22 protein-coding genes are annotated in these 26,025 nt (G+C 73.7%); 3 read left to right on the top strand and 19 right to left on the bottom strand.

Annotation, left to right across the window (positions count from 1 at the left end):
- Nucleotides 1-50 precede the first annotated feature (50 nt).
- Together CG736_RS38640 and CG736_RS17410 are read right to left on the bottom strand one after the other, a co-directional pair.
- On the bottom strand, nucleotides 51-3,263 hold the full coding sequence (locus CG736_RS38640; RefSeq protein WP_198520535.1) for a BTAD domain-containing putative transcriptional regulator: 3,213 nt from the start codon (nucleotides 3,261-3,263) through the stop codon (nucleotides 51-53).
- A 79-nt stretch (nucleotides 3,264-3,342) separates the two neighbouring features.
- Nucleotides 3,343-3,783, bottom strand: coding sequence for a hypothetical protein (locus CG736_RS17410; RefSeq protein WP_157815618.1), 441 nt, complete (start codon nucleotides 3,781-3,783; stop codon nucleotides 3,343-3,345).
- 126 nt (nucleotides 3,784-3,909) lie between these two features.
- On the opposite strand from CG736_RS17410, the gene mug reads away from it, so the two are divergent.
- Complete coding sequence (gene mug / locus CG736_RS17405) at nucleotides 3,910-4,482, top strand: G/U mismatch-specific DNA glycosylase (protein WP_100587335.1); 573 nt, start codon at nucleotides 3,910-3,912, stop codon at nucleotides 4,480-4,482.
- Here mug and CG736_RS17400 read toward each other — a convergent pair.
- From CG736_RS17400 to CG736_RS37815, 15 genes are all read right to left on the bottom strand, one after another.
- Nucleotides 4,468-5,238, bottom strand: coding sequence for a phosphotransferase enzyme family protein (locus CG736_RS17400; protein ID WP_100587143.1), 771 nt, complete (start codon nucleotides 5,236-5,238; stop codon nucleotides 4,468-4,470). The genes mug and CG736_RS17400 overlap by 15 nt on opposite strands.
- 82 nt (nucleotides 5,239-5,320) lie before the next feature.
- Complete coding sequence (locus tag CG736_RS17395) at nucleotides 5,321-5,722, bottom strand: YccF domain-containing protein (protein WP_100587142.1); 402 nt, start codon at nucleotides 5,720-5,722, stop codon at nucleotides 5,321-5,323.
- A 134-nt stretch (nucleotides 5,723-5,856) separates the two neighbouring features.
- Nucleotides 5,857-6,276 carry an SHOCT domain-containing protein gene (locus CG736_RS17390; protein ID WP_100587141.1) on the bottom strand — a complete coding sequence of 140 codons (420 nt, stop codon included), beginning with the start codon at nucleotides 6,274-6,276 and terminating at the stop codon, nucleotides 5,857-5,859.
- 111 nt (nucleotides 6,277-6,387) lie between these two features.
- Entirely contained in the window at nucleotides 6,388-8,100 is a 1,713-nt protein-coding gene (gene ctaD / locus CG736_RS17385; protein ID WP_369880212.1) for a cytochrome c oxidase subunit I, read from the bottom strand.
- Between the two features lie 98 nt (nucleotides 8,101-8,198).
- Nucleotides 8,199-9,056, bottom strand: a complete 858-nt coding sequence (htpX, locus tag CG736_RS17380; protein ID WP_100587140.1) for a zinc metalloprotease HtpX — start codon at nucleotides 9,054-9,056, stop codon at nucleotides 8,199-8,201.
- Between the two features lie 105 nt (nucleotides 9,057-9,161).
- The gene (locus CG736_RS17375) at nucleotides 9,162-10,664 is read right to left on the bottom strand and encodes an NADH-quinone oxidoreductase subunit N (protein WP_100587333.1); all 1,503 of its coding nucleotides are present in this window, start codon (nucleotides 10,662-10,664) and stop codon (nucleotides 9,162-9,164) included.
- A 32-nt stretch (nucleotides 10,665-10,696) separates the two neighbouring features.
- The gene (locus CG736_RS17370) at nucleotides 10,697-12,223 is read right to left on the bottom strand and encodes a NuoM family protein (protein WP_100587139.1); all 1,527 of its coding nucleotides are present in this window, start codon (nucleotides 12,221-12,223) and stop codon (nucleotides 10,697-10,699) included.
- A 43-nt stretch (nucleotides 12,224-12,266) separates the two neighbouring features.
- Nucleotides 12,267-14,231: an NADH-quinone oxidoreductase subunit L gene (locus CG736_RS17365; RefSeq protein WP_100587138.1), complete on the bottom strand. Its 1,965-nt coding sequence runs from the start codon at nucleotides 14,229-14,231 to the stop codon at nucleotides 12,267-12,269.
- Nucleotides 14,228-14,578 carry an NADH-quinone oxidoreductase subunit NuoK gene (gene nuoK / locus CG736_RS17360; protein WP_100587137.1) on the bottom strand — a complete coding sequence of 117 codons (351 nt, stop codon included), beginning with the start codon at nucleotides 14,576-14,578 and terminating at the stop codon, nucleotides 14,228-14,230. The genes CG736_RS17365 and nuoK overlap by 4 nt, the downstream gene beginning before the upstream one ends.
- 2 nt (nucleotides 14,579-14,580) lie before the next feature.
- On the bottom strand, nucleotides 14,581-15,198 hold the full coding sequence (locus tag CG736_RS17355; RefSeq protein WP_100587136.1) for an NADH-quinone oxidoreductase subunit J: 618 nt from the start codon (nucleotides 15,196-15,198) through the stop codon (nucleotides 14,581-14,583).
- The gene (locus CG736_RS17350) at nucleotides 15,195-15,755 is read right to left on the bottom strand and encodes an NADH-quinone oxidoreductase subunit I (RefSeq protein ID WP_100587332.1); all 561 of its coding nucleotides are present in this window, start codon (nucleotides 15,753-15,755) and stop codon (nucleotides 15,195-15,197) included. Before CG736_RS17350 ends, CG736_RS17355 begins: the two co-directional genes overlap by 4 nt.
- On the bottom strand, nucleotides 15,752-16,711 hold the full coding sequence (gene nuoH, locus CG736_RS17345) for an NADH-quinone oxidoreductase subunit NuoH (protein WP_100587135.1): 960 nt from the start codon (nucleotides 16,709-16,711) through the stop codon (nucleotides 15,752-15,754). Before nuoH ends, CG736_RS17350 begins: the two co-directional genes overlap by 4 nt.
- Nucleotides 16,708-18,675 carry an NADH-quinone oxidoreductase subunit C gene (locus tag CG736_RS38635; RefSeq protein WP_100587134.1) on the bottom strand — a complete coding sequence of 656 codons (1,968 nt, stop codon included), beginning with the start codon at nucleotides 18,673-18,675 and terminating at the stop codon, nucleotides 16,708-16,710. Before CG736_RS38635 ends, nuoH begins: the two co-directional genes overlap by 4 nt.
- Nucleotides 18,672-19,310: an NADH-quinone oxidoreductase subunit B gene (locus CG736_RS17335; protein ID WP_043914674.1), complete on the bottom strand. Its 639-nt coding sequence runs from the start codon at nucleotides 19,308-19,310 to the stop codon at nucleotides 18,672-18,674. Before CG736_RS17335 ends, CG736_RS38635 begins: the two co-directional genes overlap by 4 nt.
- Entirely contained in the window at nucleotides 19,301-19,708 is a 408-nt protein-coding gene (locus tag CG736_RS37815; protein WP_100587132.1) for an NADH-quinone oxidoreductase subunit A, read from the bottom strand. Before CG736_RS37815 ends, CG736_RS17335 begins: the two co-directional genes overlap by 10 nt.
- 275 nt (nucleotides 19,709-19,983) lie before the next feature.
- On the opposite strand from CG736_RS37815, the gene CG736_RS17325 reads away from it, so the two are divergent.
- Nucleotides 19,984-21,135 carry a sensor histidine kinase gene (locus tag CG736_RS17325; protein ID WP_100587131.1) on the top strand — a complete coding sequence of 384 codons (1,152 nt, stop codon included), beginning with the start codon at nucleotides 19,984-19,986 and terminating at the stop codon, nucleotides 21,133-21,135.
- A gap of 79 nt (nucleotides 21,136-21,214) precedes the next feature.
- On the opposite strand, the gene CG736_RS17320 is transcribed toward CG736_RS17325, so the two are convergent.
- Nucleotides 21,215-22,300 (bottom strand): S1C family serine protease, encoded by a 1,086-nt coding sequence (locus CG736_RS17320; RefSeq protein ID WP_369880219.1) that lies wholly within the window; start codon nucleotides 22,298-22,300, stop codon nucleotides 21,215-21,217.
- Between the two features lie 143 nt (nucleotides 22,301-22,443).
- Here CG736_RS17320 and galE point away from each other — a divergent pair, with 143 nt between their 5' ends.
- The gene (galE, locus tag CG736_RS17315) at nucleotides 22,444-23,418 is read left to right on the top strand and encodes a UDP-glucose 4-epimerase GalE (protein ID WP_100587129.1); all 975 of its coding nucleotides are present in this window, start codon (nucleotides 22,444-22,446) and stop codon (nucleotides 23,416-23,418) included.
- 171 nt (nucleotides 23,419-23,589) lie between these two features.
- Here the strand turns inward: galE and CG736_RS17310 are convergent, their stop codons facing one another.
- Nucleotides 23,590-25,884 (bottom strand): serine/threonine-protein kinase, encoded by a 2,295-nt coding sequence (locus CG736_RS17310; protein WP_100587128.1) that lies wholly within the window; start codon nucleotides 25,882-25,884, stop codon nucleotides 23,590-23,592.
- Between the last annotated feature and the right edge of the window lie 141 nt (nucleotides 25,885-26,025).

The raw sequence follows: 26,025 nt of genomic DNA, 5'->3' as shown, positions 1-26,025 counted from the left end.
GTGACGACGCGTGCAGCGATCGGACGGACCGCCCGCACGCCGAACGGGCGTCAGCCGCCCGGCTCTTGGCCGGCCGTCAGCGCGAACGCCTCCGGCTCCGCCAGCGCCGGCCCGCGCTCCCAGGCGGCCCGGAACGCGACGCCTCCGAGGGCGGCGGCACAGCCGTCCAGGACGGCGCGCAGTTCCGGGTCGCCGGCATCGTGGCCGCCGCGCAGCGCGTAGGCGGCGGCCAGGGCGGTGGTGGCGCGGGCGGGGTCGGCGAGGGCGAGGCGGTGCTCGGCCCAGGCTTCCAGGACGTCGGCGCGGACCGGGCGGTCCCGGGTGGTGGCGGCCAGTTCGAGGGCGCGGCGGTGGAGGGAGGCGGCGGCACGGGGGTCGGCGAGGCGGTGGTGGGTGCGGGCCAGGCTGCTGTGGACGAGGGCGAGCAGGTGGTGGTGGGTGGGGGTGGTGGCAGGGAGTTGTTCGAGTTGCTGGAGCGTGCGGCGCTGGGTGGCCAACGCGGCGGTGAAGTCGCCGGTGCGGCGGGCGAGTTCGCCGAGTGCGTAGTGGGCGGCGGCCTGCAGGTGCGGGTCGCGGGCGTGTTCGGCGGCGGTGCGGGCGCGTTCGAGGTCGGCGCGGGCGGCGGTCGGGTCGCCGTTGCGGGTGCGGAGGCGGCCGGAGAGCAGGAGGGTCAGGGGGGATTCGCCGGTGCCGCCGGTCTCGGTGTCGTGGCGGGCGGCTTCGTCGAGGGCGGCGAGGGCTTCCTCGACGGCGCCGGTGAGGGCCAGTTGCGCGGCGAGGGTGACCAGGGCCATGGCCAGTCCCCAGCGGTCGCCCTGGGCACGGAAGCCGTCGACGGCGGTGCGCAGGGAGCGTTCGGCGGGTTCGATCCGTCCGGCGCTCAACTCGATGCGGCCGAGGACGAGTCGAGCGGCGGAGCGGATCCACGGGTCGGGGTGTGCGCAGTACTGCCGGGCGGTCGCGCCGGGGGCGTCCGGCGGTCCGCCGGCGGCGAGCAGCAGGGCGGCGGCGAGGGCGGTCGGGTGGTCGCCGTCCCGGGCGGTGGCGAGGGCCGCGCCGAGCGCGGGGGGCGGCAGCAGCGTCTCGGCGCCGCGGAGCGGGGCGGTGAGCAGGTCGAGGATCACGCACCGGGCGTGTTCCTGTTCCAGGCCGGGCGGCGGGGTGGCGCCGTGTGCGGCGAGGACGGCCGCGGCCCGTTCGCCGGCTTCGTGGGCCCGGCCGCGCATCAGCCAGGGCCAGGTGCGGGCGGCGGCGAGTCGTAGGGCGTGGTCGGGCGGGCCGGCGGTGACGGCGCGCCGGAGGGCGGCGTCCAGGTTGTCCTGTTCGGCGTCGAGCCGGGCCAGTCGGTCGGCCTGACGGTCCGTCCGCAGCAGGGGTTCGGCGTGTTCGGCGAGGTCGAGGAAGCAGCGCAGGTGGGCGGTGGCGGTGCGGTCGTGCTCCTCGGCTTCGGTGAGCCGTTCGGCGGCGTAGGCGCGGACGGTCTCCAGCAGGCGGTAGCGGGCCTCGCCGGTGTCCGAACCGCCGGCGGCCAGCAGGGACTTGTCGGCGAGGGCGGTCAGCAGGTCTTCGACGGCGGTGGGGTCGGGGGCGGGCCCGGTGGGCCAGTGCGCGGCGCAGACGGCGTGCGCGTCGCGGAGGGTGGCCCCGCCGGCGAAGACCGAGAGCCGGCGCAGCAGGACGCGTTCGTCCTGGTCGAGCAGGTCCCAGCTCCAGTCGATGACGGCGCGCAGGGTGCGGTGCCGGTCGGGTGCGGTGCGCGGGCCGCGGTCGAGCAGGCGGAGGCGGTCGTGCAGGCGGGCGGCGATCCGGTGGGGGTCGAGGGCGCGAAGGCGGGCGGCGGCGAGTTCGATCGCCAGGGGGAGGCCGTCGAGCTCGCGGCAGATCCGGACGACGGGTTCGAGGTTCTCCCGGTCCAGGGTGAAGCCGGGGCGGGCGGCGGCGGCCCGTTCGACGAAGAGGGCGACGGCGGGGTGGGCGAGGGCCTGCTGCGGGGTGCCGCCGGGTTCGGGGACGGCGAGCGGCCGCACCGGCCAGAGCGTCTCGCCGGGGACGCCGAGCGGTTCGCGGCTGGTGGCGAGCACGGTGAGCCGGGGTGCGGCGGCGAGCAGGCGGTGGGCGAGGCGGGCGGCGTCCGCGACGAGGTGTTCGCAGTTGTCGAGGACGAGCAGCACGTCGCGGCCGTCCAGGGCGCGGACGATCCGCTCGACGGGTCCGCCGGGCGGCTCGCCGGCGGGGAGGCCGCCGGCGAGCGCCCCGCTGTCGGCGGGGCGGCGCAGCGCGCCGAGGACGGCCCGGGCCGGTCCGTCGGGGCCGTCGGCGCCCGCGAGTTCGGCGAACCGGACGTCCGCGCCCACGGCGGCCGCGGCGGCCACGGCGAGCCGGGTCTTGCCGACGCCGCCGGGCCCGGTGAGCGTCACCAGTCGGGAGCGGCGCAGGCGGTCCTGAACGGCCGCCAGGTCGGTGTCGCGGCCGATCAGGGCGGTGAGCGGGCCGGGCAGCACGGTGCGCGCGGGCGGGCGCCGGCCGGCCAGGACGTGCAGGTGGGCGTCGCGCAGTTCGACGGAGGGGTCGGCGCCGAGCTCGTCGGCCAGCGTCTGCCGGGTGCGGTCGAACACCTCCAGGGCGGCGGCGCTCTGCCCGTTGGCGTGCAGGGCGCGGACCAGGCGGGCGGCGGTGCGTTCGCGCAGCGGGTGGTCGACGCGGAGGCCGGTGAGTTCGGCGATCAGCCGGGGCAGGGCGGCGGGGTCGCCGAGGGCGAGCAGCGCGTCGGCGCGGTCCTCGACGGCGGCGAGCCGGAGTTCGGCGAGCCGGGCGGCGGGGGCGGCGGTGAATTCGGCGGCTTCGGCGTCGGCGAACGGCGCCCCGCGCCAGAGGTCCAGGGCCGCGCCCAATTCGGTCGCCGCGCGGGCGTGTTCGCCGGCCGCGAGGGCGGCCCGGCCGGTGGCGGCGCGCTGTTCGAAGTCCCAGGCGTCGACGTGTCGGCGGGGCAGGTCGAGCAGGTAGCCGGCGGGGTGCGAGGCGATCGCGGTCCGGTCTTCGGCGAGGGTGCGGCGCAGCCGGGAGACCAGGGACTGCACGGCGCCGGCCGGTTCGTCCGGCGGGGTGTCGCCCCAGAGGTCGTCGACCAGCCGTTCGCGGGTCACCACCCGACCGGGGTCGAGGGCGAGCCGGATCAGCAGCAGCCGCAGTCTGGCGCCGCCGGGTCCGTCGGTCGGCCCGTCGCCGCGTACCAGTTGCAGTGGCCCCAGGACATTGATCCGCATGGTGTCCGTCCCCGTTCCGACCGATCGACCGGTGATCATTCTCGCGTCGTCGGGGCGGGCCGTTCGCGGCGGGCCCGGGTCAGGCCTCCGGCGGTTCGGCGGCCACGAGTGACGCCAGGGCGGCGGCGAGTTCGGGCAGCGCGGCGGCGGGGGCGCCGAGGGCGTGCAGGATCCGGTCGAGCGGGGCGCCGTCGGCGGGGGTGAGCGGGCCGAGGGTGATCCGGCCGTCGTACCAGAGGGCGGCGCGCCGGCCGGCGGGGTGCTCGGCGTCGATCTCGGCGAAGGCGATCTGCGCGGCCTTGGACCAGCCGGCGATCCGCAGCGCGAATCCGGAGGGGAATCGCTTGAAGTCGTAGTCGGGCGCGGTGGACGGATGCTGAAGTGCGTTGTGGAGTTCGTCCGTCATCGGGATGAGCGCCAGCCCGTGGGACAGGCGGGTGACCCGCGCGAGTGGGAGTTCGGCCGCCACGACGGTGATCAGCTCATCGGTGGCGATCAGGGCGTTCAGTTCGTATGGCACCACCCCATTCTCCGTCCGAACAGTCATCAGGTCTGGAAAACAATCGAACTGGCTATCCATCCGATATACCGGACATGAACGTATCAAGTACCCGGGGCCGCAATCGCGTACGGCAGAGTGGTCCGGGTGACCCGCACTCCCCCGTCCCGCCCGACTCCCGAGCAGCTCGCCGCCGCCCAGGACACCACCATCCCCGACGTGGCCGCGCCGGGCCTCCGGGTGCTGTTCTGCGGCATCAACCCCGGCCTGTGGTCGGGCGCCACCGGCCACCACTTCGCCCGGCCCGGCAACCGTTTCTGGCCCGCCCTGCACCGCTCCGGCTTCACGCCGCGGCAGCTCGGCCCCGAGGAGCAGGACGACCTGCTCGCCCTCGGGCTCGGCATCACCAACGTGGTGGCCCGGACCACCGCGAAGGCCGCCGAACTGACCGCCGAGGAGTACCGGACGGGCGGCGAGGCGCTGACCGCCCGGGTGCTGCGCCTGCGCCCGCGCGCCCTGGCGGTGCTCGGCATCGGCGCGTACCGGGCCGCGTTCGGGCGGCCGAGGGCGGCGGTCGGCCGGCAGCCGGAGAGCATCGGCGACACCGAGGTCTGGCTGCTGCCGAACCCGAGCGGGCTGAACGCGCACTACACCCTGGACGGGATCGCCGCCGAGTTCCGCGCCCTGCGCGAGCACCTGGAGGCGTCAGGCGCCGAGTAGCGCCCGCTCGAAGCGGTCGCGCTCGCGCAGCACGTACGCGGCGTCCGACAGGTACATCAGGTGGTGCCCGTCGGCCAGGTGCGAGGCGAACGCGGCGCTGCCGGCGGCGGCCTCGGCCCGCATGTGGTCGACCAGGGCGTGCAGCCGGGCCGCGAGGGCGTCCACCAGCCCGGCCCGGCCGGCCTCGTCGAGCCCGTAGGCGTCGCAGAACTCCCGGGCGCGGGCGGCCTGTTCGTCCGGGGTGCCGAAGCCGTCGGCGTTGCCGGGGGCGGTGGTGGGCGTCCAGCGGTAGACCGCGTACGCGACGTCCCACAGCCGGGGGCCGGGGTGGGCGGTGTCGAAGTCGATGACGCCGACCACCTCCTCGCCGTCCAGCACGCAGTTGTGCGGGGCGTAGTCGCCGTGGCAGATCACCTCGGCGGGCTCGCGGGCGGGCAGCATCCAGCCCTCGGCCGCGTACCCGGCGGTGGCGTCGTGCAGGGCCCGCAGCACCCGGGCCGCCGTCAGCAGCGCGGTGCGGGAGGCGGCGGCCGGCGTGGCCGGGTAGTCGGAGACCTCGCCGGGCAGGAAGTCGAGGATCTCCCGCCCGTCCGCCGTCAGCCCGTGGAACGCCGGCCCGGCGGTGAACCCGCTCGCCCGCAGGTGCCCGAGCAGCCCGTGCACGGCCGGCGACCACGGCCCGGTCGGCCGCAGCACCCGGTCGCCGACCCGCTCCACCTGATTGACGCCGCCGGCCAGGATCTCGCTGTCCGCCACGCACTCGCTCCTCTGCCTCCACGGCCTTCCGGGACCGGACGGTTCTATCCCGGCCCCGGACGGCTGCCAACCGGTTTTCCGGTCAGCGGGCGCCGAAGCCGTCGTCGGTCCGGACCACCTCGCGGCCGAGCGGGGTGAGCGAGATCGGCACCATCTTGAGGTTCGCCCAGCCGAACGGGATGCCGATGATCGACAGGAACAGCGGGATCGAGGTGACGATGTGGCCGATCGCCAGCCACCAGCCGGCGAACACCAGCCAGATCACGTTCCCGACGCAGGACGGCGCGCCGGCGTCGTCCCGCACCACGGTGGTACGGCCGAACGGCCAGAGCATGAAGCCGGCCAGCCGGAAGGACGCGATGCCGAACGGGATCGTGACGATCAGGACGAAGCAGATGATCCCGGCGAGGGCGTACCCGATCGCCATCCACAGCCCGCAGAACAGCAGCCAGATGACGTTGAGCAGGAAGTTGATCAGCTTCATGCCTCCAGCGTCCCACGGTGCGGCCGAGCTGGGGAGCCGGTGCGGCGCCGTTGTGGCAGGGGTGTGACGCGGCGGGGCCGGGCAGACCGAAGGCCCGTCCCGGAGGCGTCCGGGGCGGGCCTTTCGCGGGGCGGTCAGGCGAGGAGTTTGTCCTTGGCCCGCTGGTACTCCTCCTCGGTGATCGCGCCGCTGTTCTTGAGGTCGGCCAGCCGGTGGAGGTCGTCGACGTGGCTCTTCGCGGACGCGCCGCCGCCCTCCTCGGCGGGGCCGGTGCCGGCGGCGCGGCGGATGTAGTCCTGGAAGGCGGCGTCGGCCTGTTTGGCCTGGGCGACGTCGCGTTCGTGCATGGAGCCGCCGCGGACGATCAGGTAGATCAGGACGCCGAGGAAGGGCAGCAGGATCACCAGGACCGTCCAGCCCGCCTTGGCGCCGCCGCCCATGTCCTGGCTGCGGAAGATGTCCGTGATGATCTTGAACAGCAGGAAGAACCAGAGGATCCAGAGGAACAGCTCCAGCATCGTCCAGAAGATGTTGAGCAACGGATAGTTGTCCATGACGCTCCGATCCCGCGCACAGTCAGACCGAACGTCCCCGCACCTCGAACGGCACAGGGACGAAACGATTCGTATCACCGCGAATCGGGCATCGCATGTCGGCGGCGGACGTCAGTCCGGGTTGTTCTGCAGGCGGTCCAGCTCGGCGATGTCGGGGTGGTGCAGGTCGAACGCCGGGGACTCGGAGCGCACCCGCGGCAGGGTGACGAAGTTGTGGCGGGGCGGCGGGCAGGAGGTCGCCCACTCCAGCGAGCGGCCGTAGCCCCACGGGTCGTCCACGGTGACCCGCGGCGCACGGCCCGCGGTCCGCCAGACGTTGTAGAGGAACGGCAGGGTGGACAGGCCCAACAGGAACGAGCCGATGGTGGAGACGGTGTTCAGCGTGGTGAAGCCGTCCGAGGCCAGGTAGTCCGCGTACCGGCGGGGCATGCCCTCCGCGCCCAGCCAGTGCTGGACCAGGAACGTGGTGTGGAAACCGACGAACAGCGTCCAGAAGTGGATCTTCCCGAGGCGCTCGTCCAGCATCCTGCCGGTCATCTTCGGCCACCAGAAGTAGAAACCCGCGAACATCGCGAACACCACCGTCCCGAACACCACGTAGTGGAAGTGCGCGACCACGAAGTAGCTGTCCGAGACGTGGAAGTCGATCGGCGGGGAGGCCAGCAGCACGCCCGTCAGGCCGCCGAACAGGAAGGTCACCAGGAAGCCGACCGACCAGAGCATCGGCGTCTCGAACGACAGCGAGCCGCGCCACATGGTGCCGATCCAGTTGAAGAACTTCACCCCGGTCGGGACGGCGATCAGCAGCGTCATGAAGGAGAAGAACGGCAGCAGCACCTGCCCCGTCACGAACATGTGGTGCGCCCAGACCGTGATCGACAGGCCCGCGATCGCGATGGTGGCGGCGATCAGGCCGGAGTAGCCGAACATCGGCTTGCGGCTGAACACCGGGATGATCTCCGAGACGATGCCGAAGAACGGCAGCGCGATGATGTACACCTCCGGGTGGCCGAAGAACCAGAACAGGTGCTGCCACAGGATCGCCCCGCCGTTCGCCGGGTCGAAGACGTGCGCGCCGAACTTGCGGTCGGCCTCCAGGCAGAGCAGCGCGGCGGCCAGCACCGGAAAGGCCATCAGCACCAGCACGGCCGTCAGCAGCACGTTCCAGACCAGGATCGGCATCCGGAACATGGTCATCCCCGGCGCCCGCAGGCAGATGATGGTCGCGACGAAGTTGACCGAGCCGAGAATGGTCCCGAAGCCGGAGAACGCCAGGCCCATGATCCACAGGTCGGCGCCGATGCCCGGCGAGTGCACCGCGTCGTTCAGCGGCGCGTACGCGAACCAGCCGAAGTCCGCCGCGCCCTGCGGGGTGACGAACCCGGCCATCACGATCAGCGAGCCGAACAGGTAGAGCCAGTACGCGAAGGCGTTCAGCCGGGGGAACGCGACGTCGGGGGCGCCGACCTGCAGCGGCATGAACCAGTTCGCGAAGCCCGCGAACAGCGGGGTGGCGAACATCAGCAGCATGATCGTGCCGTGGATGGTGAACAGCTGGTTGAACTGCTCGTTGGAGAGGAACTGCGTCCCCGGCCGGGCCAGCTCGGCCCGCATCAGCAGCGCCATCACGCCGCCGACCAGGAAGAACCCGAACGAGGTGACCAGGTACAGGGTGCCGATCTGCTTGTGGTCGGTGGTGGTCAGCCACATCACCAGCCGGCGGCCCCGGTGGGGGCGGGTGGCCCGGCCGAAGCGGCGGCGCGGTGCCGGGGGTGCGGGCGGGCCGGTCACGCCCAGTTCGGCATCGCTCGGCAGTATCGTCACCGCACCGCACCTCCGGCCTCGGGTCTGGCAGTGCGTCCAGCACTACCAGCGGGGCCGGAGGCCCGGGCGGACGCTCGCCGCGCCCTCCCCCGAAGGAATCAGCGGCCGGCCATCCGCTCCAGGCGGTCGATCCGCTCGCGCATCGGCGGGTGGGTGGAGAACAGCTTCGCGCCGACCTCGCCGGGCCGGAACGGGTTGGCGATCATCATGTGGCTGGCGGTCTGCAGCTGCGGCTCGGGCGGCAGCGGCAGGCGCTGGGTGCCGGCGTCCAGCTTGCGCAGCGCGCTGGCCAGGGCCAGCGGGTCGCCGGTGATCCGGGCCCCGTCGGCGTCCGCCTGGTACTCGCGGGAGCGGCTGACGGCCAGTTGGATCAGGCTCGCCGCGATCGGCCCCAGGATCATGATCAGCAGCATGCCGAGCAGGCCCGGGCCCTCGTCGTCGTCGGAGCGGCCGATCGGGATCAGCCAGGCGAAGTTCACCAGGAACATCACCACCGAGGCCAGCGCGCCGGCCACCGAGGAGATCAGGATGTCCCGGTTGTAGACGTGGCTGAGCTCGTGGCCGAGCACCCCGCGCAGCTCCCGCTCGTCCAGCAGCTGGAGGATGCCGTCGGTGCAGCAGACCGCCGCGTTGCGCGGGTTGCGGCCGGTGGCGAAAGCATTCGGCGCCGGGGTGGGCGAGATGTAGAGCCGGGGCATCGGCTGCCGGGCCGCGGTGGAGAGCTCCCGGACGATCCGGTACAGCTGCGGGGCCTCGATCTCGCTGACCGGCCGGGCCCGCATCGCGCGCAGCGCCAGCTTGTCGCTGTTCCAGTACGCGTAGGCGTTGGTGCCGAGCGCGATCAGCAGCGCCACCAGCAGACCGGTGCGGCCGAAGAAACTGCCGATCACCAGGATCAACGCGGACAGGCCGCCGAGCAGAACGGCCGTCCGCAATCCGTTGTGGTGGCGGTGCACTGCGGGCCCTCCTGTGGTGCCGGGGAAGCCTGTGGAGCAGCTTCCTTCTGCCGGGATCAACGCGCCGAGCTGGCCCGATCGTTCCCTTCGGCATTCGACCACAGGTCAGAACAGGCTGCCCGACACCACCTGCAACACCAGTTGCGGAGCCACCGAGAGCACCACGGCGCCGCTCGCCGCGAGACCGAGCGCGGTGGCCAGCGGGGCCGGAACGCGGCGCGGCGCGACGACCTGCTCGGCGGACGGGGCGAACAGCAGCGCCGTCCACTTCAGGTAGTAGGCGAGCGCGATCACCACGTTCACCGCCATCACCACGGCCAGCCAGCCCAGGCCCGCGTCCACGGCCGACCGGAACACCACGACCTTGCCGAACAGGCCGACCACGCCCGGCGGCAGACCGGCCAGGCAGAGCAGGAAGAACGCCAGCGCGAACGCCGCCCAGCGGTTGCGCCCGGCCAGCCCGCGGAACGACTCCAGCCGGCCCGAGCCGCCGACCAGCGCGACCACGCCGAACGCGCCCAGGTTCACCAGGCCGTAGATCAGCGCGTACGCCACCGTCGCCCCCAGCGGCTCGGCGGAGCCGGCGTACCCCGCGGCGGCCAGCGGCACCAGCAGGTAGCCGGCCTGGCCGACCGAGGACCAGGCCAGCAGCCGCACCGCGCCGTACGGGGTGTCGGCGCGCTGCCGCAGCGCCGCCGCGTTGCCGACCGTCATGGTCAGCGCGGCCAGCACCGCCAGCACCAGGCCCCAGGTGTGGCCGTACGGGCGGAACGCCAGCGTGGTGACCAGCGCCAGACCGGCGAGGCCCGCGGCCTTGCCGACCACCGACAGGTAGCCGGCCACCGGGAGCGGCGCGCCGACGTAGGTGTCGGGGACCCAGAAGTGGAACGGGACGGCGGCGGTCTTGAACGCGAAGCCGACCAGGGTGAGCACCGCGCCGGCCTCGGCCAGCGGCTTCAGCTGGGCGGGGGCGTGCGCCAGGCCGTCGGCGATGCCCTGGAGCTGGATCGTTCCGGCGGCCGCGTAGACGAAGCTGACGCCGAGCAGCATCACGGCGGTCGCGGTGACGGAGGAGAGGAAGAACTTGAGCGCGCTCTCCGCGCCCCGGCCGTCCCGGCGCAGCGCGACCAGCGCGAACGCGGGCAGGGTGGCGACCTCCAGCGCGATCACCAGGGTGGCGAGGTCGCGGGCGGCGGGCAGCAGGGCGGCGCCGCAGGCGGAGGAGAGGAGGAGGAACCAGTACTCGCCGCCGGGGAGCTTCTCGTCCTCGACCGTGTGCAGCGAGAGCAGCGCGGTGAGCAGCGCGCCGCCGAGGGCGAGCAGTTGGAAGGCGAGCGCGAAGTGGTCGGCGGTGTAGGAGCAGCCGCCGCTCGTGAAGCAGAACGTGGAGCGGGTGTCGCCGAGCACCAGCGGCAGCAGGGCGGCCAGCGCGGCGAGCAGGCCCGCGGCGCTCAGCCACCCGAGCAGGCGCTTGCGGGCCTCGGGCAGGAACAGGTCGGCGACCAGCACGGCGAGGGCGGCGAGCGCGGCGATCAGCGGCGGGGCGATGGCCACCCAGTCGACGGACTGGATCAGGCCGCCCGGGTCGGCGACGGCGAGCGGAGTCATGAGGGGCTGCCCCAGGTCGTGAGTGGTGGTCATCAGCCGCTCCCGAGGAGGTGCTTGACGGCCGGGTCGGAGAGGCCGAGCAGCAGTGCCGGCCACAGGCCCGCCACCAGGGTGAGCGCGGCGAGCGGCGTCCAGCTGGCGGCCTCGTAGCCCTGCAGGTCGGCCACCTCGGCGACCGGGGCGGGCTGCTTCGGGTCGCCCATGCAGACCCGCCGGACCACGACCAGCAGGTAGGCGGCGGTCAGCAGGGTGCCGAGGCCGGCCAGCACCATATAAGTGACGAAGGCGGGCCGGGACAGGCCCGCGGCCGGGTCGAACGCGCCGTACATGGCGAGCAGCTCGCCCCAGAAGCCGGCCAGGCCGGGCAGGCCGAGGCTGGCGACGGCGGCGAACGCCAGCAGCGCGCCGATCCGCGGGGCGCGGCCGTACAGCGCGGCGCCGGTGGCCCCGGCGAGGGTGTCCAGGTCGGCGGTGCCGTAGCGGTCCTTGACGGCGCCGACCACGAAGAACAGCAGGCCGGTGATCAGGCCGTGCGCGATGTTGGCGAACAGCGCGCCGTTCACGCCGGTCGGGGTGAGCGAGGCGATGCCGAGCAGCACGAAGCCCATGTGGCCGACCGAGGAGTACGCGATCAGCCGCTTCAGGTCGCCCTTGGCGCCCGTCCGCGCAAGCGCCAGGCAGGCCAGCGAACCGTAGACGATGCCGACGGCGGCGAACGCGCCCAGGTACGGGGCGTAGGTGGCGGTGCCGTCGGGGACGATCGGCAGCAGCACCCGGACCAGGCCGTAGGTGCCCATCTTGAGCATGACGCCGGCCAGCAGGACCGAGCCGACGGTCGGCGCGGCGGTGTGCGCGTCGGGCAGCCAGGAGTGCAGCGGCCAGGCGGGGGCCTTCACGGCCAGGCCGACCAGGATCGCCAGCGCGGCGATCAGCTGGGTGGTGTGCGAGAGGCCGCTGCCGTGCGCGTCGGCGAGCTTCACCATGTCGAAGGTGCCGGCCTTGACGCCGATCAGCAGGAAGCCGAGCAGCATCACGGCGGAGCCGAGCAGGGTGTACAGGATGAACCGGTTGGCCGCGGCGACCTTCTTCCCGCTGCCCCAGCGGGAGATCAGGAAGTACATCGGGATCAGCACGATCTCGAAGGCCAGGAAGAACAGCACCAGGTCGAGCACCGCGAAGGTGGCCAGCATGCCGGTCTCCAGCAGGAGCAGCAGCCCGGTGAAGGCGCGGCCGCCGGGGCCGGCGGGGAGCTTCTTCACCGAGTACACCGCGCACAGGAAGGTGAGCAGCGCGGTGAGCACCAGCAGCGGCAGCGAGATGCCGTCCACGCCGAGGTGCAGCCGCACGTCCAGCGCGGGGATCCAGGACACGTCGGTGACGGCCTGCATCCGGCTCGGCGCGTCGTGGTCGAAGCCGGCGGCGAGGGCGATCGCCAGCAGCAGGGTGCCGCCGGTGACGGTGGTGCCCAGGCGCAGCGCCTGCTTCTCGCCGATCGGGGCGAGCATCAGGGCGGCGCCGAGCAGCGGCAGCACCAGGAGGGCGATGAGGACCGCGTTCATCGGTGGCTCCTAGGAAATGCCGGGACGGGGAGCTGGGGGTGCGTCACGATCCCACCGCCACCAGCACGGCGAGCAGGACGGCCCCGGCGAGCAGCGCGCTCAGGTAGCCCTGGGCGTTGCCGGTCTGGGCGAAGCGCACGGCGCGGCCGAGCCAGCCGGGCGCGGCGCCCGCGCCGCGGACGTAGGTCTCCACCACGGCGCGGTCCAGGAACCGGACCAGCCCGGCGGCGGCCTCGGTGGGCCGGACGAACAGCGTGCTGTACAGCCGGTCGACGCCGAAGCCGTGCTGGGCGGGCCGGTACAGCGGGCCGAGCAGCAGGCGTCCGGGGTCGTCGGCGGGCTGTCCGGCGGCGGTGCGGGCGGTGACGGTGCGCCAGGCGGCCCAGGAGATCAGCAGGCCCGCGACGGCGATGCCGGTGCCGAGCACCCAGGTGGCGGTGGACGGGCGCAGCGACTCGCCGTCGAGCAGCGCGGGCAGCCAGTCGGTGCGCAGCGCGGCCACGCCGAAGCCCATCGCGGGGACCGCCAGCACCCACAGCGGCCAGCGCATCGCGGCGGGCTCGACGTGGGCCGGGTCGGCCTCGTCGGGCTCCGGCGAGTACGGGGCGCCGGGCTGCGGGGAGAGGTCGGCGCCGTCCGTCGAGCGGCCGTGGAAGACCGCCAGCCACAGCCGGGCGGCGTAGGCGGCGGTGAGCAGCGCCGTCAGCAGGCCGGCCACCAGCACCGTCCAGCCGACGGCGGTCGGCACGGCGGAGGCCGGGCCGAGGCTGCCGGTGAGGGCCTCGCCCCGGGCGGCGTGCTCGGCGGCGGTGAGCACCGACTCCTTGGAGAAGAAGCCGGCCAGCGGCGGCAGGCCGACCAGCGCGGCCAGGCCGATGCCCATCGTCCACATCGCGTCGGGGATGCGGTGGCGCAGGCCGTCCATCCGGGCCATCGCGCTGAGCGAGTTGGTGTGCGCGGCGTGGATGACCACGCCGGCGCCCAGGAACAGCAGCGCCTTGAACACGCCGTGCGAGACCAGGTGGAACACCGCGGCCTGCCGGTCGCCGGACGCCAGCGCGCCGGTCATGTAACCGAGCTGGCCGACCGTCGAATAGGCGAGGACGCGCTTCAGGTCGTCCTGGGCGAGCGCGCACAGCGCGGAGCCGACCATGGTGACGGCGGCCATCACGGCCAGTACCACCAGCGCGGCGGAGGACTGCAGGAACACCGGCAGCAGCCGGGCGACCAGGTAGACGCCGGCCGCGACCATGGTGGCGGCGTGGATCAGCGCGGACACCGGCGTCGGGCCGGCCATCGCGTCCGGCAGCCAGGTGTGCAGCGGGAACTGGGCGCTCTTGCCGGCCACGCCGGCGAGCAGCAGCAGGGCGATCAGCGTGGGGTGGTGCAGCCCGCCGGTGGCGGCGGTGTGCAGCACGTCGGTGATCCGGAAGGTCCCGGCGTCCGCGCCGAGCAGGAACAGGCCGAACAGGAACGGCACGTCGCCGAGCTTGGTGACCAGGAAGGCCTTCAGCGAGGCGGCCCGGGCGTCGGCGGTCTCCCAGTGGTGGCCGATCAGGAAGTACGAGCAGATGCCCATCACCTCCCAGCCGACCAGCAGCACGATCAGGTCGCCCGAGTAGACGACCAGGAACATCGCGGCGGTGAACAGCGAGACCAGCGCCGCGTACGACGGGTAGCGCGGGTCGTCCTTCAGGTACGCGGTGGAGTAGATCTGCACGCAGGTGGCGACCAGGCCGACCAGCACCGAGATCACCGAGGTGAAGCCGTCCAGGTGCAGGGCCAGCGAGATCTCCGGGCCGCCGGTGGGGGCGAGCCGGGTGCCGGCGTCCAGGGTGGCGCCGGTGCCCAGCTGGACGGCCGTCACCAGGGCGAGGACGGCGGCCACCGCGACCGGCAGCACCGCCAGCGGGCGGGCCAGCGAGGGGTTGCGGCGTCCGGTGGCCAGGCCGGCGGCGGCGCCGAGCGCGGGCAGCACGGGGACGAGGATCGGCAGCGCGAGGTTCATGCGGCGGCCTGCTCCTTCTCCTCGGCCGCGTCCGCCTCGTGCCGGTCGCCGAGCGCGGTGACCAGGTCGACGGCGGCGGTGCGGCGGGTGCGGTACACCAGCAGCACGATGGCCAGGCCGAGACCGATCTCGGCGGCGGCGACGGTGATGGTGAACAGGGTGAGCGCCTGGCCGGCGTGCAGGGTGTCGCGCAGCCAGACGTCGAAGGCGACCAGGTTGAGGTTGACGGCGTTGAGCATCAGCTCGACGGACATCAGCACCAGGACGACGTTGCGCCGGGCGAGCACGCCGTACACGCCGACGCTGAACAGCAGCACGGCGAGGACCGCGGGATAGGCGAGGTGCACGCTCAGCGCTCCTTCGTCTTCGTCAGGGCGGTGCGCAGGTTCCCGGGCCTCGGCTTCGTCCGGTCGCCCTTGGTGCGGGACAGCACGATCGCGCCGACCAGGGCGGCCAGCAGCAGCACCGACAGCGCCTCGAACGGCAGCACCCAGTGCGAGAACAGGAACTCGCCGGTGAGCCGGGTGGTGCCGACCGGACCGGACAGGTCGATCCAGGACGAGCGGAACGCGTCCACCACCAGCGTCACCAGGGTCGCGGCGGAGGCCACGCCGACGGCCAGCGCCGCCGGACGGTTGCCGGAGTCCGCATCCGGGGAGCTGCCGATCGGGGCCCGGGTCAGCATCAGGCCGAACAGCACCAGCACGACCACCGAGCCCAGGTACACCAGCACCTGCACCCAGGCCACGAACTCGGCCGTCAGCAGCAGGAACTCCACCGCCAGACCGCCGAGCGCCACCACCAGCCACAGTGCGGCGTGCACCAGCTGGCGGGTGGTCACCGAGACCACGGCCGCACCGAGCACGAGCACACCGACCAGCAGGAAGACGATCTCCTGCCCGGTCGGCGAGAGGTACGAGCGCGCGGCGGGCTCCAACGAGCCCGCCGCGGCCAGCAGGGCGCTCAACTCTGCTCCCCCTCCTCGGCGGCGGCAGCGGCGGCCGCGGCCGCCAGCTTGTCGGCGGCCTTGCGGGCCATGGCGATCTCCTTGGGCTCCTCCGCCGCGACGTCGTGCGCGGGCGGCGGCGGGACGGTCCACATCCACTCGCGCAACCGGTCGCGCTCGTGGGTGAGCTCGCGGATGTCGGTCTCCGCGTACTCGAACTCCGGCGACCAGAACAGCGCGTCGAACGGGCACACCTCGATGCAGATCCCGCAGTACATGCAGAGCGAGAAATCGATGGCGAAACGGTCCAGCACGTTACGGGTACGGGCCCGGGCGTTCGGATCGGCGGCGGGCAGCGTCTCCTTGTGGGAGTCGATGTAGATGCACCAGTCCGGGCACTCACGGGCGCACAGCATGCAGACCGTGCAGTTCTCCTCCAGCAGCGCGATCACGCCGCGCGAGCGCGGCGGCAGCTCGGGCTGCACGTCCGGATACTGCGCGGTGACGGTCTTCCGCGTCATCGTCCGCATGGTGACGGCCAGGCCCTTGGCCAGGCCGGAGCCGGGAAACTTCATCAGGAGATCGCCACCTTGACGACGCCGGTGAGGGCGAGCTGGGCCAGGGCGAGCGGGATCAGCACCGTCCACGCGAAACGCATCAGCTGGTCCTCGCGCAACCGCGGGTACGTCACCCGCAGCCAGAGCACCACGAACGCCAGCGCGAACGTCTTCGCCAACGTCCACACCACGCCCAGACCGTCGGAGAACGGGCCGTGCCAACCGCCCAGGAACAGCACCGTGGTCAGCCCGCAGAGCACCACGATGCCCGCGTACTCGGACAGCAGGAACAACGCGAACCGCAGACCGGTGTACTCGGTGTACGCGCCGAAGATGATCTCCGAGTCGGCCACCGGCATGTCGAACGGCGGCCGCTGGAGCTCCGCCAGACCCGCCGTGAAGAACACGAACGCGCCGATCAGCTGCCACGGCACCCACCACCAGTGGAAGGCGTCCACGATCCCCGGCAACGAGACGGTGCCCGCCGCCATCGCCACCGACGCCGCCGCGAGCAGCATCGGCAACTCGTACGACATCAGCTGCGCCGCCGTCCGCAGCGCACCCAGCAACGAGAACTTGTTCGCCGACGCCCAACCGCCCATCAGCGAACCCAGCACGCCGATGCCCATGACCGCCAGCACGAAGAAGATGCCCGCGTCCACCGCCTGCCCGACCAGCCCGTTCGGCCCGATCGGAATCACCAGCAGCACCAACAGGTACGGCAGCAATGCGACCGCCGGAGCCAACCGGAAGATCCGCCGGTCCGCCCCCGCCGGAACGACGTCCTCCTTCTGCACGAACTTCACACCGTCGGCCACCAACTGCGCCCACCCGTGAAACCCGCCCGCATACATCGGCCCGAGCCGCCCCTGCATGTGCGCCATCACCTTGTGCTCGGCCTGCCCGACCACCAACGGCAACACCAGGAACGCCACCAGCGTGCCGACACAGCGCAGCAGCGTGTCGAGAAGATTCACGCGCTGTCTCCGTTCTGCGAGGGCTGCGAGGACTGCTGATCGGCTTCGGACGATTCGGACTCCGGCTGCGCGGACTCGGACTCGGGCTCGGCCTGCGCAGTGTCAGATTTCGCAGGCCCGGCCTTCGCGGGCTCGGCCTTCGCGGACTCGGCCTGCGCTGGCTCGGGCTCGGGCTCGGGCTCGGGCTGCACGGTGTCAGATTTCGCAGGCCCGGGCTCCACGGCCCCAGGCTTCGCAGGCGCAGGCTCTGCGAGCTCGGCTTGTGCGGTCCCAGGCCCCACGGGCTCGGGCTCCGCCCCCGCAGGCGCGGCCTGCACGGCTTCGGGCGTCGCGGGCTCGGTGTGCGCGGGCATTGCTTCCGCAGGCTCGCGCTTCGTAGCCCCGGACTTCGTCTCCGCCACCGCAGGCTCGGCCTGCGCGGACTCGGACTCCGCGGGCTTCACCCCTGCACGCTCTGGCTTCGCGGCCCCAGGCTTCGCGGGCCCGGCCGCTGCGGACTCGGGCTGCACGGACTCCGCCGCCACGGCCCCGGCCTGCACGGACTCCGCCGCCACGGCCCCGGCCTGCGCGGACTCGGCCCGCACGGCCTCAGGCTGCACGGGCTGCGCCTCCGCCGCCTCAGGCTCCGCGGCGTCAGGCTTCACAGACTCAACTGCCGCAGGCTCAACCTGCGCGACGACCTCGGACTTCGCGGACTCGGACTTCGCGGACTCGGCCGCAGGCTTCTCCGCCTCGGGCTTCACGGCCTCGGTCGCGGTGGGCTCGGCCTGCGCAGACTCGGGCTCCGCGGGCTTCGCCCCTGCACGCTCTGGCTTCGTGGCCCCAGGCTTCGCGGACTCGGGCTGCACGGACTCCGCCGCCACAGGCCCGGCCTGCGCGGACTTGGCCCGCGCGGCCTCAGGCTGCACGGGCAGCGCCTCCGCCGCCTCGGGCTCCGCGGCCTCAGGCTTCACAGCCTCAGGCTTCGCGGCCCCAGGCTCCGCAGCCTCGGACTTCACTGCCTCGGGCTTCACTGCCTCGGCCGCCGCAGCCGCAGGCTTCTCCGTCTCGGGCTTCTCCGTCTCGGGCTTCGCGCCGGCAGGCGTCTCGTGGGCCGGGACGGGGGCGTGCCACGGGGCGTCGGAGGACTGGGTGCGGGTGGTGCGGCGGGGGGTTTCGGGGGCGGCCTGGCTGACCGAGCCCTCGCCCACGCTTCGGCTGCGGCGCGGGCGGTCGGCGCGTACCGGCGGTGCGTCGGCGGCGGGAGTCGCGTCCGGGGGCGTCGTGGCCTGGCTGGTGGAGCCCTCGCCGACGGTGCGGGTGCGGCGGGGGCGGTCGACGCCGGCTCCCGCGCCGGCCCTCGCGGCGCGGGCGGGACGTTCGGCGACCGGGGGGAGGGTGCCCTTGAGGGGGCCCCACTCGTTCGGGTCGGGGACACCGGGCGGGAGCATCTTGCGTCGGGCGGGGCCGCCGCCGTGGTCGGACTCGCCGGGTTCCTTGGCGCCGGGCCAGTCCTTGGCGACCCTCGCGGCCAGGACGAAGTCCTTGCGCAGCGGGTGGCCTTCGAAGCCGTCCGGCAGCAGCAGGGTGGCCGGGTAGGGGTGGCCGGGGAATTCGATGCCGAACATCTCCCGGGTCTCGCGTTCGTGCCAGGCGGCGCCGGCGTACACCTCGACGGCGGTCGGCAGTGCTGCCTTGTCGCGCGGCACGCGGGTGCGCAGCAGCAGTCGGCGGACGCTGCCGGGCTCGCCGACGGCGGCCAGGTGCGCGCAGACCGCGAAGCCTTCGGCGAGTTCGTCGACGGCGCTCAGCCAGTCCAGGAACGCCAGGCCGAGGACGTCGCGGGCGGCGGTGAGCGCCTCGATCCAGTGTTCGGCGGGGACGGTGACGGTGAGCAGTTCATAGGCCTCGGCGGCGGTGGCCCACGGGCCGATCGCGGCGGCGGTGCGCTCGGCAGCAGTCGGAACGTCGGGGTTCTCGGTCACCGCTCGCCCTCCTCGGTCGGGGCGGGCGCGGCCTGCAGCGGGCGGCGCAGCGCGGCCGCGGGTGCGGCGTAGCGCTGCGGGACGTCCTCGGCGGCGATCTTCTCCTGGAGCTTGAGGATGCCCTGGAGCAGCGCCTCGGGCCGGGGCGGGCAGCCGGGCACGTAGACGTCGACGGGGATGATCTGGTCGACGCCCTTGGTGACGGAGTAGGAGTCCCAGTAGGGGCCGCCGGAGTTGGCGCAGGCGCCGAAGGAGATGACGTACTTCGGTTCGGGCATCTGCTCGTACAGGCGCTTGACGGCGGGGGCCATCTTGTCGGTGACGGTGCCCGAGACGATCATCAGGTCGGCCTGTCGGGGGCCGGGCGCGAACGGGATGACACCCATTCGGATGAAGTCGTGCTTGGCCATGGACGCGGCGATGAACTCGATCGCGCAGCAGGCGAGTCCGAAGTTGAAGCACCAGAGGCTGTAGCGGCGGCCCCAGTTGAGCACCACCTTGACCGGGTCCGGGGCGAGTCGGGCGAGCGGGCCGAGGCGGCGCTGCTCGACGGCGGCGCCGGGGGTGGCGGGGTCGGGGATGCCGAGCGGGACCGGGCCCTGACCGGGCGTCCCGTGGGAGTGCGTCACGTCCATTCCAGAACGCCCTTCTTCCAGGCGTAGAGCAGTCCGACCGCGAGGAAGCCGATGAAGACGAACATCTCCACCAGCGTGGCCGCCCCGAAGCCGGCGGCGGCGAACACCGTGGCCCACGGGAACAGGTAGATCGCGTCGACCGCGAAGATCACGTACAGGAAGGCGTAGACGTAGTAGCGGATCTGGGTGTGCGCCCAGCCCTCGCCGACCGGATCGACGCCGCACTCGTAGGCGAGCAGTTTCTCCGGGGTGTCGACCACCGGCCGCAGCAGGCGGTTGGCGGTGAACGCCACCGTGACGAAGAGGACGCCGATGACCACCAGCAGGCCGATCGCCGCGTAGGCGTCGAAGTAGCCGCTGCCGGCGGCGGGGTCGGCAGCGAGCGGCTGCCACTCCATGGATTACGCCCTTCTTCTTTGCCCGTCCATAACCATCGCTATCGCGGGAGTCTATGTGCACCGCTCGTCTACTCCCCCATCTGCCCGGTCTGCAAGACGTCCGGTGGACACTCGCCGGAATTCCGCTTGCCGGCCCGCCGGGACCGGGGTTCAGCGCGAGGGGTGGGGATAACCCCCGGACGAAGACGGAGTGCAGCACCATGGCGGCGCCCGGTCCGCAACCGGGATGCTGGTGATCGTCAGAGAACGGCGAGCATCAGGAGAGGGCGCCGACCATGGAGGACGAGGCGAAGCGTCCGTCGCTGTACGGGGCGGAGATGTGGCAGCGGGTCCAGCACGAGTTGCTGAACTTCCCGATCGGGCTGGCCGCCTTCACGGTGATGGTGACGCTGCTGTCGGCGGGGCTCGGCATGGCGGTGACGGTCGTCGGGCTGCCGCTGCTGGCCTTCGGGCTGACGTGCTGCCGGCTGTTCGGCCGGCTGGGCCGGGCCCGGGCCCGGGTCTCGCTGGGCAGCCGGGTCGCCGAGCCGGAGCCGCTGGTGGCGACGCGTCCGGGCCCGGCCGGCTGGGTCGTGGCGTCGCTGTCGGACGGGCTGAGCTGGCGCAGCGCGCTGTACTGCCTGCTGATGCTGCCCTGGGGCATCCTCAGTTTCACGGTGACGCTGGTGCTGCTGATCGTCGGCTGGCCGGTGCTGCCGTGGGCGGTGCGCGGGCTGGCCTGGGTCTCCCGGCTGCTGGTGGAGGGCCTGCTGTCGCCGGGCGCGCTGGCCGAGCGGGTCCGTGAGCTGGAGGACGACCGCGGTGCGGTGGTCGACCACGCGGCCGCCGATCTGCGCCGCATCGAGCGGGATCTGCACGACGGCGCGCAGGCCCGGCTGGTGGCGCTGGCGATGGATCTGGGCCTGGCGAAGGAGAAGCTGTCGGAGGATCCGGTGGCCGCCCAGAAGATGGTCGACGCGGCGCACGGCGAGGTGAAGCTGGCCCTGCAGGAGCTGCGCGATCTCGCCCGGGGCATCCACCCGGCGGTGCTGACCGACCGCGGGCTCGATGCCGCGCTGTCCTCGGTCGCGGCCCGCTGCACGCTGCCCGGCGGCGTCAAGGTGCACGTCGAGCTGGGCGAGGGGCGTCCCGATTCGGCGGTCGAGGGCATCGCCTACTTCACCGTCAGCGAGCTGCTCACCAACGCTTCCAAGCACTCCGGCGCCCGCTCCGCCTCGGTGGACCTCTGGCGGCAGGACGACCGGCTGATGCTGACGGTGCAGGACGACGGCCGCGGCGGTGCCGAGGTCCGCCCGGGCGGCGGCCTGGCCGGCCTGGCCGAGCGCGCCGAGTCGGTGGACGGCGTGTTCGTGGTGGACAGCCCGGCCGGCGGCCCGACGTCGATAGCCGTCGAGCTCCCCTGGCGCACCCGGGTCGGCCGGGCCTGACGGCCCGGCCCGGGCGTGGACGGACCCGGGGTGCCGTCTCCCTTGCGCGGTACGGCACTCCGGGCCCGAGCGGGCGGGGCTACAGCGTCCCCAGGGTGACGTCCGCGCTCTGGTTCTTGCCGTCGCGCTGGTAGCCGACGGTCACCTTGTCGCCCGGGGAGAACCCGGCGAGCACGGTGGTCAGCGCGGAGGGGCTGGTGATCGCGGTGTCGTTGATCTTGGTGATCACGTCGCCCGCCTGCAGCCCGGCGGAGGCCGCCGGTCCGCCGGAGGACACCGAGACGACCGCCGCCCCGGCGGGCTGGAAGTTGGCGTCGAAGTAGGGGCGGACGGTCACCCCGAGTGCGGCCCGCCCGGAGTTGGTGACCGTGCCGCTGGTGATCAGCTGGTTGGCGATGCTGGTCACGGTGACGGCGGGGATGGCGAAGCCGATGCCGGGCGCGGCCGAGTTGCCCAGCTCCGGGTCCACCGCGGTCAGGGTGTTGATCCCGATCACCTGGCTGGAGAGGTTGACCAGCGCGCCGCCGCTGTTGCCCGGGTTGATCGCGGCCGAGGTCTGCACCATGTTGCCGATGGTGGCGCCGGGCGAGCCGGAGGTCTGCGGCTCGCTGACGGTCCGTCCGACCGCCGACACGATGCCCTCGGTGACGCTGCTGGACAGGCCCAGCGGGCTGCCCATGGCCAGCGTGATCTGGCCGATCGCGACCTTGGAGCTGTCCGCGAAGGTGGCGGGCTTGAGGCCGCCGGGCGGGCTGCTCAGCTTGATCACCGCGAGGTCGGACTGCGGGTAGCTGCCCACCAGGGTGGCGTCCAGCGGCTTGGTGCTGTTGGCCAGCGTCACGGTGAAGGTCTGCGCGGTGCCGACCACGTGCGCGTTGGTGACGATGTCGCCCTTGTCGTCGAAGACGATCCCGGAGCCCAGGCTGTCGCCCGCAGTGATCTGCACCACCGAGGGCAGCACCTGGGAGATCACCTGCTGGTAGTTCTGCTCCAGCTGGTCGCTGGTGGAGGGGGCGGGCGCGGTCGTGGCCGCGCCGGCCGCCGTGCTGGAGCCGGACCCCTTTCCGGCACTGGAGCAGCCCGTGACCAGCAGCGCGGCCGCGGCCAGCACCGCCGCCGGACCGAGCCACAGCTTGGGCCCGGTGGGCCGGGGGCCGGCCGGCACCGGACGGGTCGGTTCCTTCTTGGGGCGCACGGCAGCCACCTCCGGTCGCGGGACAGAACTTTGTCAGCATTTCAGCGAATTGTCCGAATGCCTGTCCAGACACACCCGCCACCACCCGGAAGGCGGCCGTCTAGGATCGGGGCATGACCTGGTTGATCACGGGCGGGGCCGGCTACATCGGTGGTCATGTCGTTCGGGAGCTGGCCGCGGCCGGCGAGTCGGTGGTCGTCCTGGACGACCTGAGCACCGGCTCGGCCGCCCACCTGCCTCCCGGCGTCCCTCTGGTGACGGGTTCCACGCTGGACCGCCAGCTGCTGGACCGCGTCCTCGCCGAGCACGGCGTCACCGGCGTGCTGCACCTGGCCGCCCGCAAGCAGGTCGGCGAGTCGGTCGCCCAGCCGCTGCGCTACTACCACGAGAACGTCGAGGGCCTGCGGGTCGTACTGGCCGCCGCGGTCGACGCGGGCGTGCGCCGGGCGGTGCTGTCCTCCTCGGCCGCCGTCTACGGCATGCCGGACGTCGACCTGGTCACCGAGGCCACGCCGTGCACGCCGATGAACCCGTACGGCGAGACCAAACTGGCCGGCGAGTGGCTGCTGAACGCCTGCGCCGACGCGTACGGGCTGTCCGCGGTGTCGCTGCGCTACTTCAACGTGGCCGGCGCGGCCGCCCCCGAGCTGTCCGACCCGGGCGCGGCCAACCTGGTGCCGCTGGCCTTCCAGCGCCTCACCGCCGGGCTGCCCCCGCTGATCTTCGGCGAGGACTACCCGACCCCGGACGGCACCTGCATCCGCGACTACATCCACGTCTCGGACATCGCCTCCGCGCACGTCGCCGCGGTCCGCCGGCTGAGCGCGAGCGCACCGGGCGAGCAGGTCCGGCTGACCCTCAACATCGGCACCGGCCACGGCGTCTCCGTCCGCGAGATGCTCGCCGAGATCGCCGAGGTCACCGGCCTCGACACCGCCCCCGAGGTGACCGCCCGCCGCGCCGGCGACCCGGCCCGGGTGGTGGCGTCCGCCGAGCTGATCCACCGCGAACTCGGCTGGACAGCCCGGCACGACGTCCGCGACATGGTCGCCTCCGCCTGGGCCGGCTGGCAGCACCGCCACCCGTAGCCGACGACCACGACGGCCCCGGACCGCACCCGGTCCGGGGCCGTCGCGCGAGCCCCCGCCCGCTGCCGATCGCCGAAGCCGATCACCGAATTCGATCATCGTTCGGCGGCGGGTGCGCCGGAGCCCGACCCGCGGTCGCCCCCGCCGGCGAAGAAGTCCGCCCACCCGGTGTCAGTGCGGGACGGCCGTCCCGTAGAACGAGTCCAGCGCGTACACGCAGCGGTCCTTGGAGCCGACGAAGACCCGGCCGTCGACGGCGACCGGGGAGCCGGTCAGCTCGCCCTTGGTGCCGAGTTCCCAGCGCAGGCGGCCGGTGGCGAGTTCCAGGGTGTGCAGCGAGTGGTCGCGGCTGCCCAGGTGGACCAGGCCGTCGGCGACCGCCGGGGAGCCGACCAGGTCGGCGCGGGCGGCGTAGCGCCAGCGCTCCCGGCCGGTGGCGCTGTCGAAGGCGAACAGGGTGTCGCCGGAGCCCAGCAGCACCGTGCCGTCGGCGACCACGGCGGGCTCGGCGCCCTGCCGGGAGGTGGTGGCGGCCCGCCACAGGCCGTGTCCGGTGAGGGCGTCCAGCGCGTACAGGGTGCCGAGGTAGTCGGCGACGTACACCGCGCGGTCGTCCACGGCGGGCGGGGTGAACAGCACCACGGGCGCGTCGAACCGCCAGCGCTCGGCGCCGGTCGCGGCGTCCAGCGCGTGCACCCGCTGGCCGGAGGTCAGGTACAGCACGCCGCCGCGCTCCACCGGCCGGGCCGGGACCTTGCCGGTGACCGGGAGCGCCCAGCGGACGCCCCCGCCGCGCGGGTCCACGCAGTGCAGGCGGCCGGAGCCCTGGTAGTAGGCGGCGCCGGCGATCAGCGCCGGGCCGGACTGCGGGTTCTCGTACTCCTGCTGGGCGTCGTCGGCGCGCCACAGTTCGGCGCCGCTGGCGGCCGAGCGCAGCTGCACCCCGCCGCCGCGGATGCCGCAGCACAGCACGCCGTCGGCGGCGTCCAGCGAGTACACCCAGCCGTCCAGCGAGGTGCGCCAGCGCTCGGTGCCGTCGACGGAGTCCACGGTGTACAGGTGCGGCCCGTCGGCGGCGTGCACCCGGCCGCTGTCCACGGCCAGGGCCCAGGCGACGTCGCGGGTCTTCCAGCGGCGCTCGCCGGAGCCGATGTCGAGGGCGTGCACCTCGAAGCTGGAGACGAACAGCGTGCCGTCGGCGACCACGGGGGTGCCCCACACGTCGTTGGACATCCGGAACCGCCAGGGCCGCCAGCGGGCGGCGGGCGGCTGCGGCGGGGCGGCGGGGGCGGCCGGTGCGGAGGTGCGGCGCACCCAGTCGGTGCCGACGGGGGCCGCGGACGGCGCCACCGGCTCCACCCGGGGCCCGGGGCCTATCGGCACGTGCGCGCCGGCCAGCCGGATCGCCCCGTCCCCGCCGGACGCCGGCCGCTGGTGCGGCCGCATCCGCTCGGTGGCCACCTCGGCCTCGGACGGCGCCCCGACCGGGGCGGCCCGCGAGATCGGCGGCGCGGACGGCTGCGGCGGCACCACCGGCGCCGGCGGCTGGGCCTGCGGCTGCTGGCTGACGGGACGGCGGCTGCTGCGCTTGGCCTCGATCAGGTCGAGCGCGGCGGGCGGCAGCCAGTCCCCGGCCTCGCCGGAGGCGTCGGCCCGGGAGAACAGGTGCGGGGCCAGCTCGGCCTGGATCTGGGCGGGCGTCGGCCGGTGCTCGGGCGCGGGCCGCATGCAGGCCCGCACCAGGTCGGTCAGCTCGGCGGGCAGCCCGGACAGGTCCGGCTGGTCGCGCAGCAGCTGGAACACCGTCTCGACCGGGTTGGTGCCCCGGTACGGCGGGTGCCCGGTGGCGCAGAACACCACCAGCGAGCCGAGCGAGAACACGTCGCTGGCGCCGGTGACGCTGCGGCTGTCGCGGGCCTGCTCGGGCGACATGTAGGCCGGGGTGCCGACCGCGACGTTGGTCATGGTGAGCCGGGTGCTCGACACGCCGGCGGCGATGCCGAAGTCGATCACCCGCGGGCCGTCCTCGACCACCAGCACGTTGGACGGCTTGAGGTCGCGGTGCACCAGCCCGGCGGCGTGGATGGACTGCAGCGCCTCGGCGATGCCGGCGGTCAGCCAGCGCACCGCGTCGGCGGGCAGCGGCCCGCAGTCGGTGACCAGGTCCTCCAGCGAGGGCGCGGGCACGTAGGCAGTGGCCAGCCAGGGCACCGCGGCATCGGCGTCGGCGTCCACCACGGCGGCGGTGTAGAAGCCGCCGACCGTCTTCGCGGCGGCGATCTCGCGGGCGAAACGGACCCGGAACAGGTTGTCCTCGGCCAGCTCGCTGCGGACGGTCTTGATGGCCACCCGGCGGCCCGAGGCCGACCTGGCCAGGTACACCAGGCCCATGCCGCCCGCGCCGAGCCGGGCCAGCACCTCGAAGGGCCCGATCCGTCTCGGATCGTGCGCCGTCAGCGGGTCCACTCCGCAGCCACCTCCCCTTCCGCCAACGCCCCCCGGCGGTGGCGCGCCCCCGATTCTCCAATGCCCGCCGTCCTGGAGCCAATCTCCCCCGCCCGTGTCACCCGCCCCGGCCGGGCGGGTCACCGGGCGTGTCGGGGGGTC

Source organism: Kitasatospora sp. CB02891, from assembly GCF_002803145.1.
GTDB lineage: Bacteria > Actinomycetota > Actinomycetes > Streptomycetales > Streptomycetaceae > Kitasatospora > Kitasatospora griseola.
The sequence above is the reverse complement of the archived record's forward strand: the minus strand, read 5'-3'. Positions and strand labels throughout refer to the sequence as shown.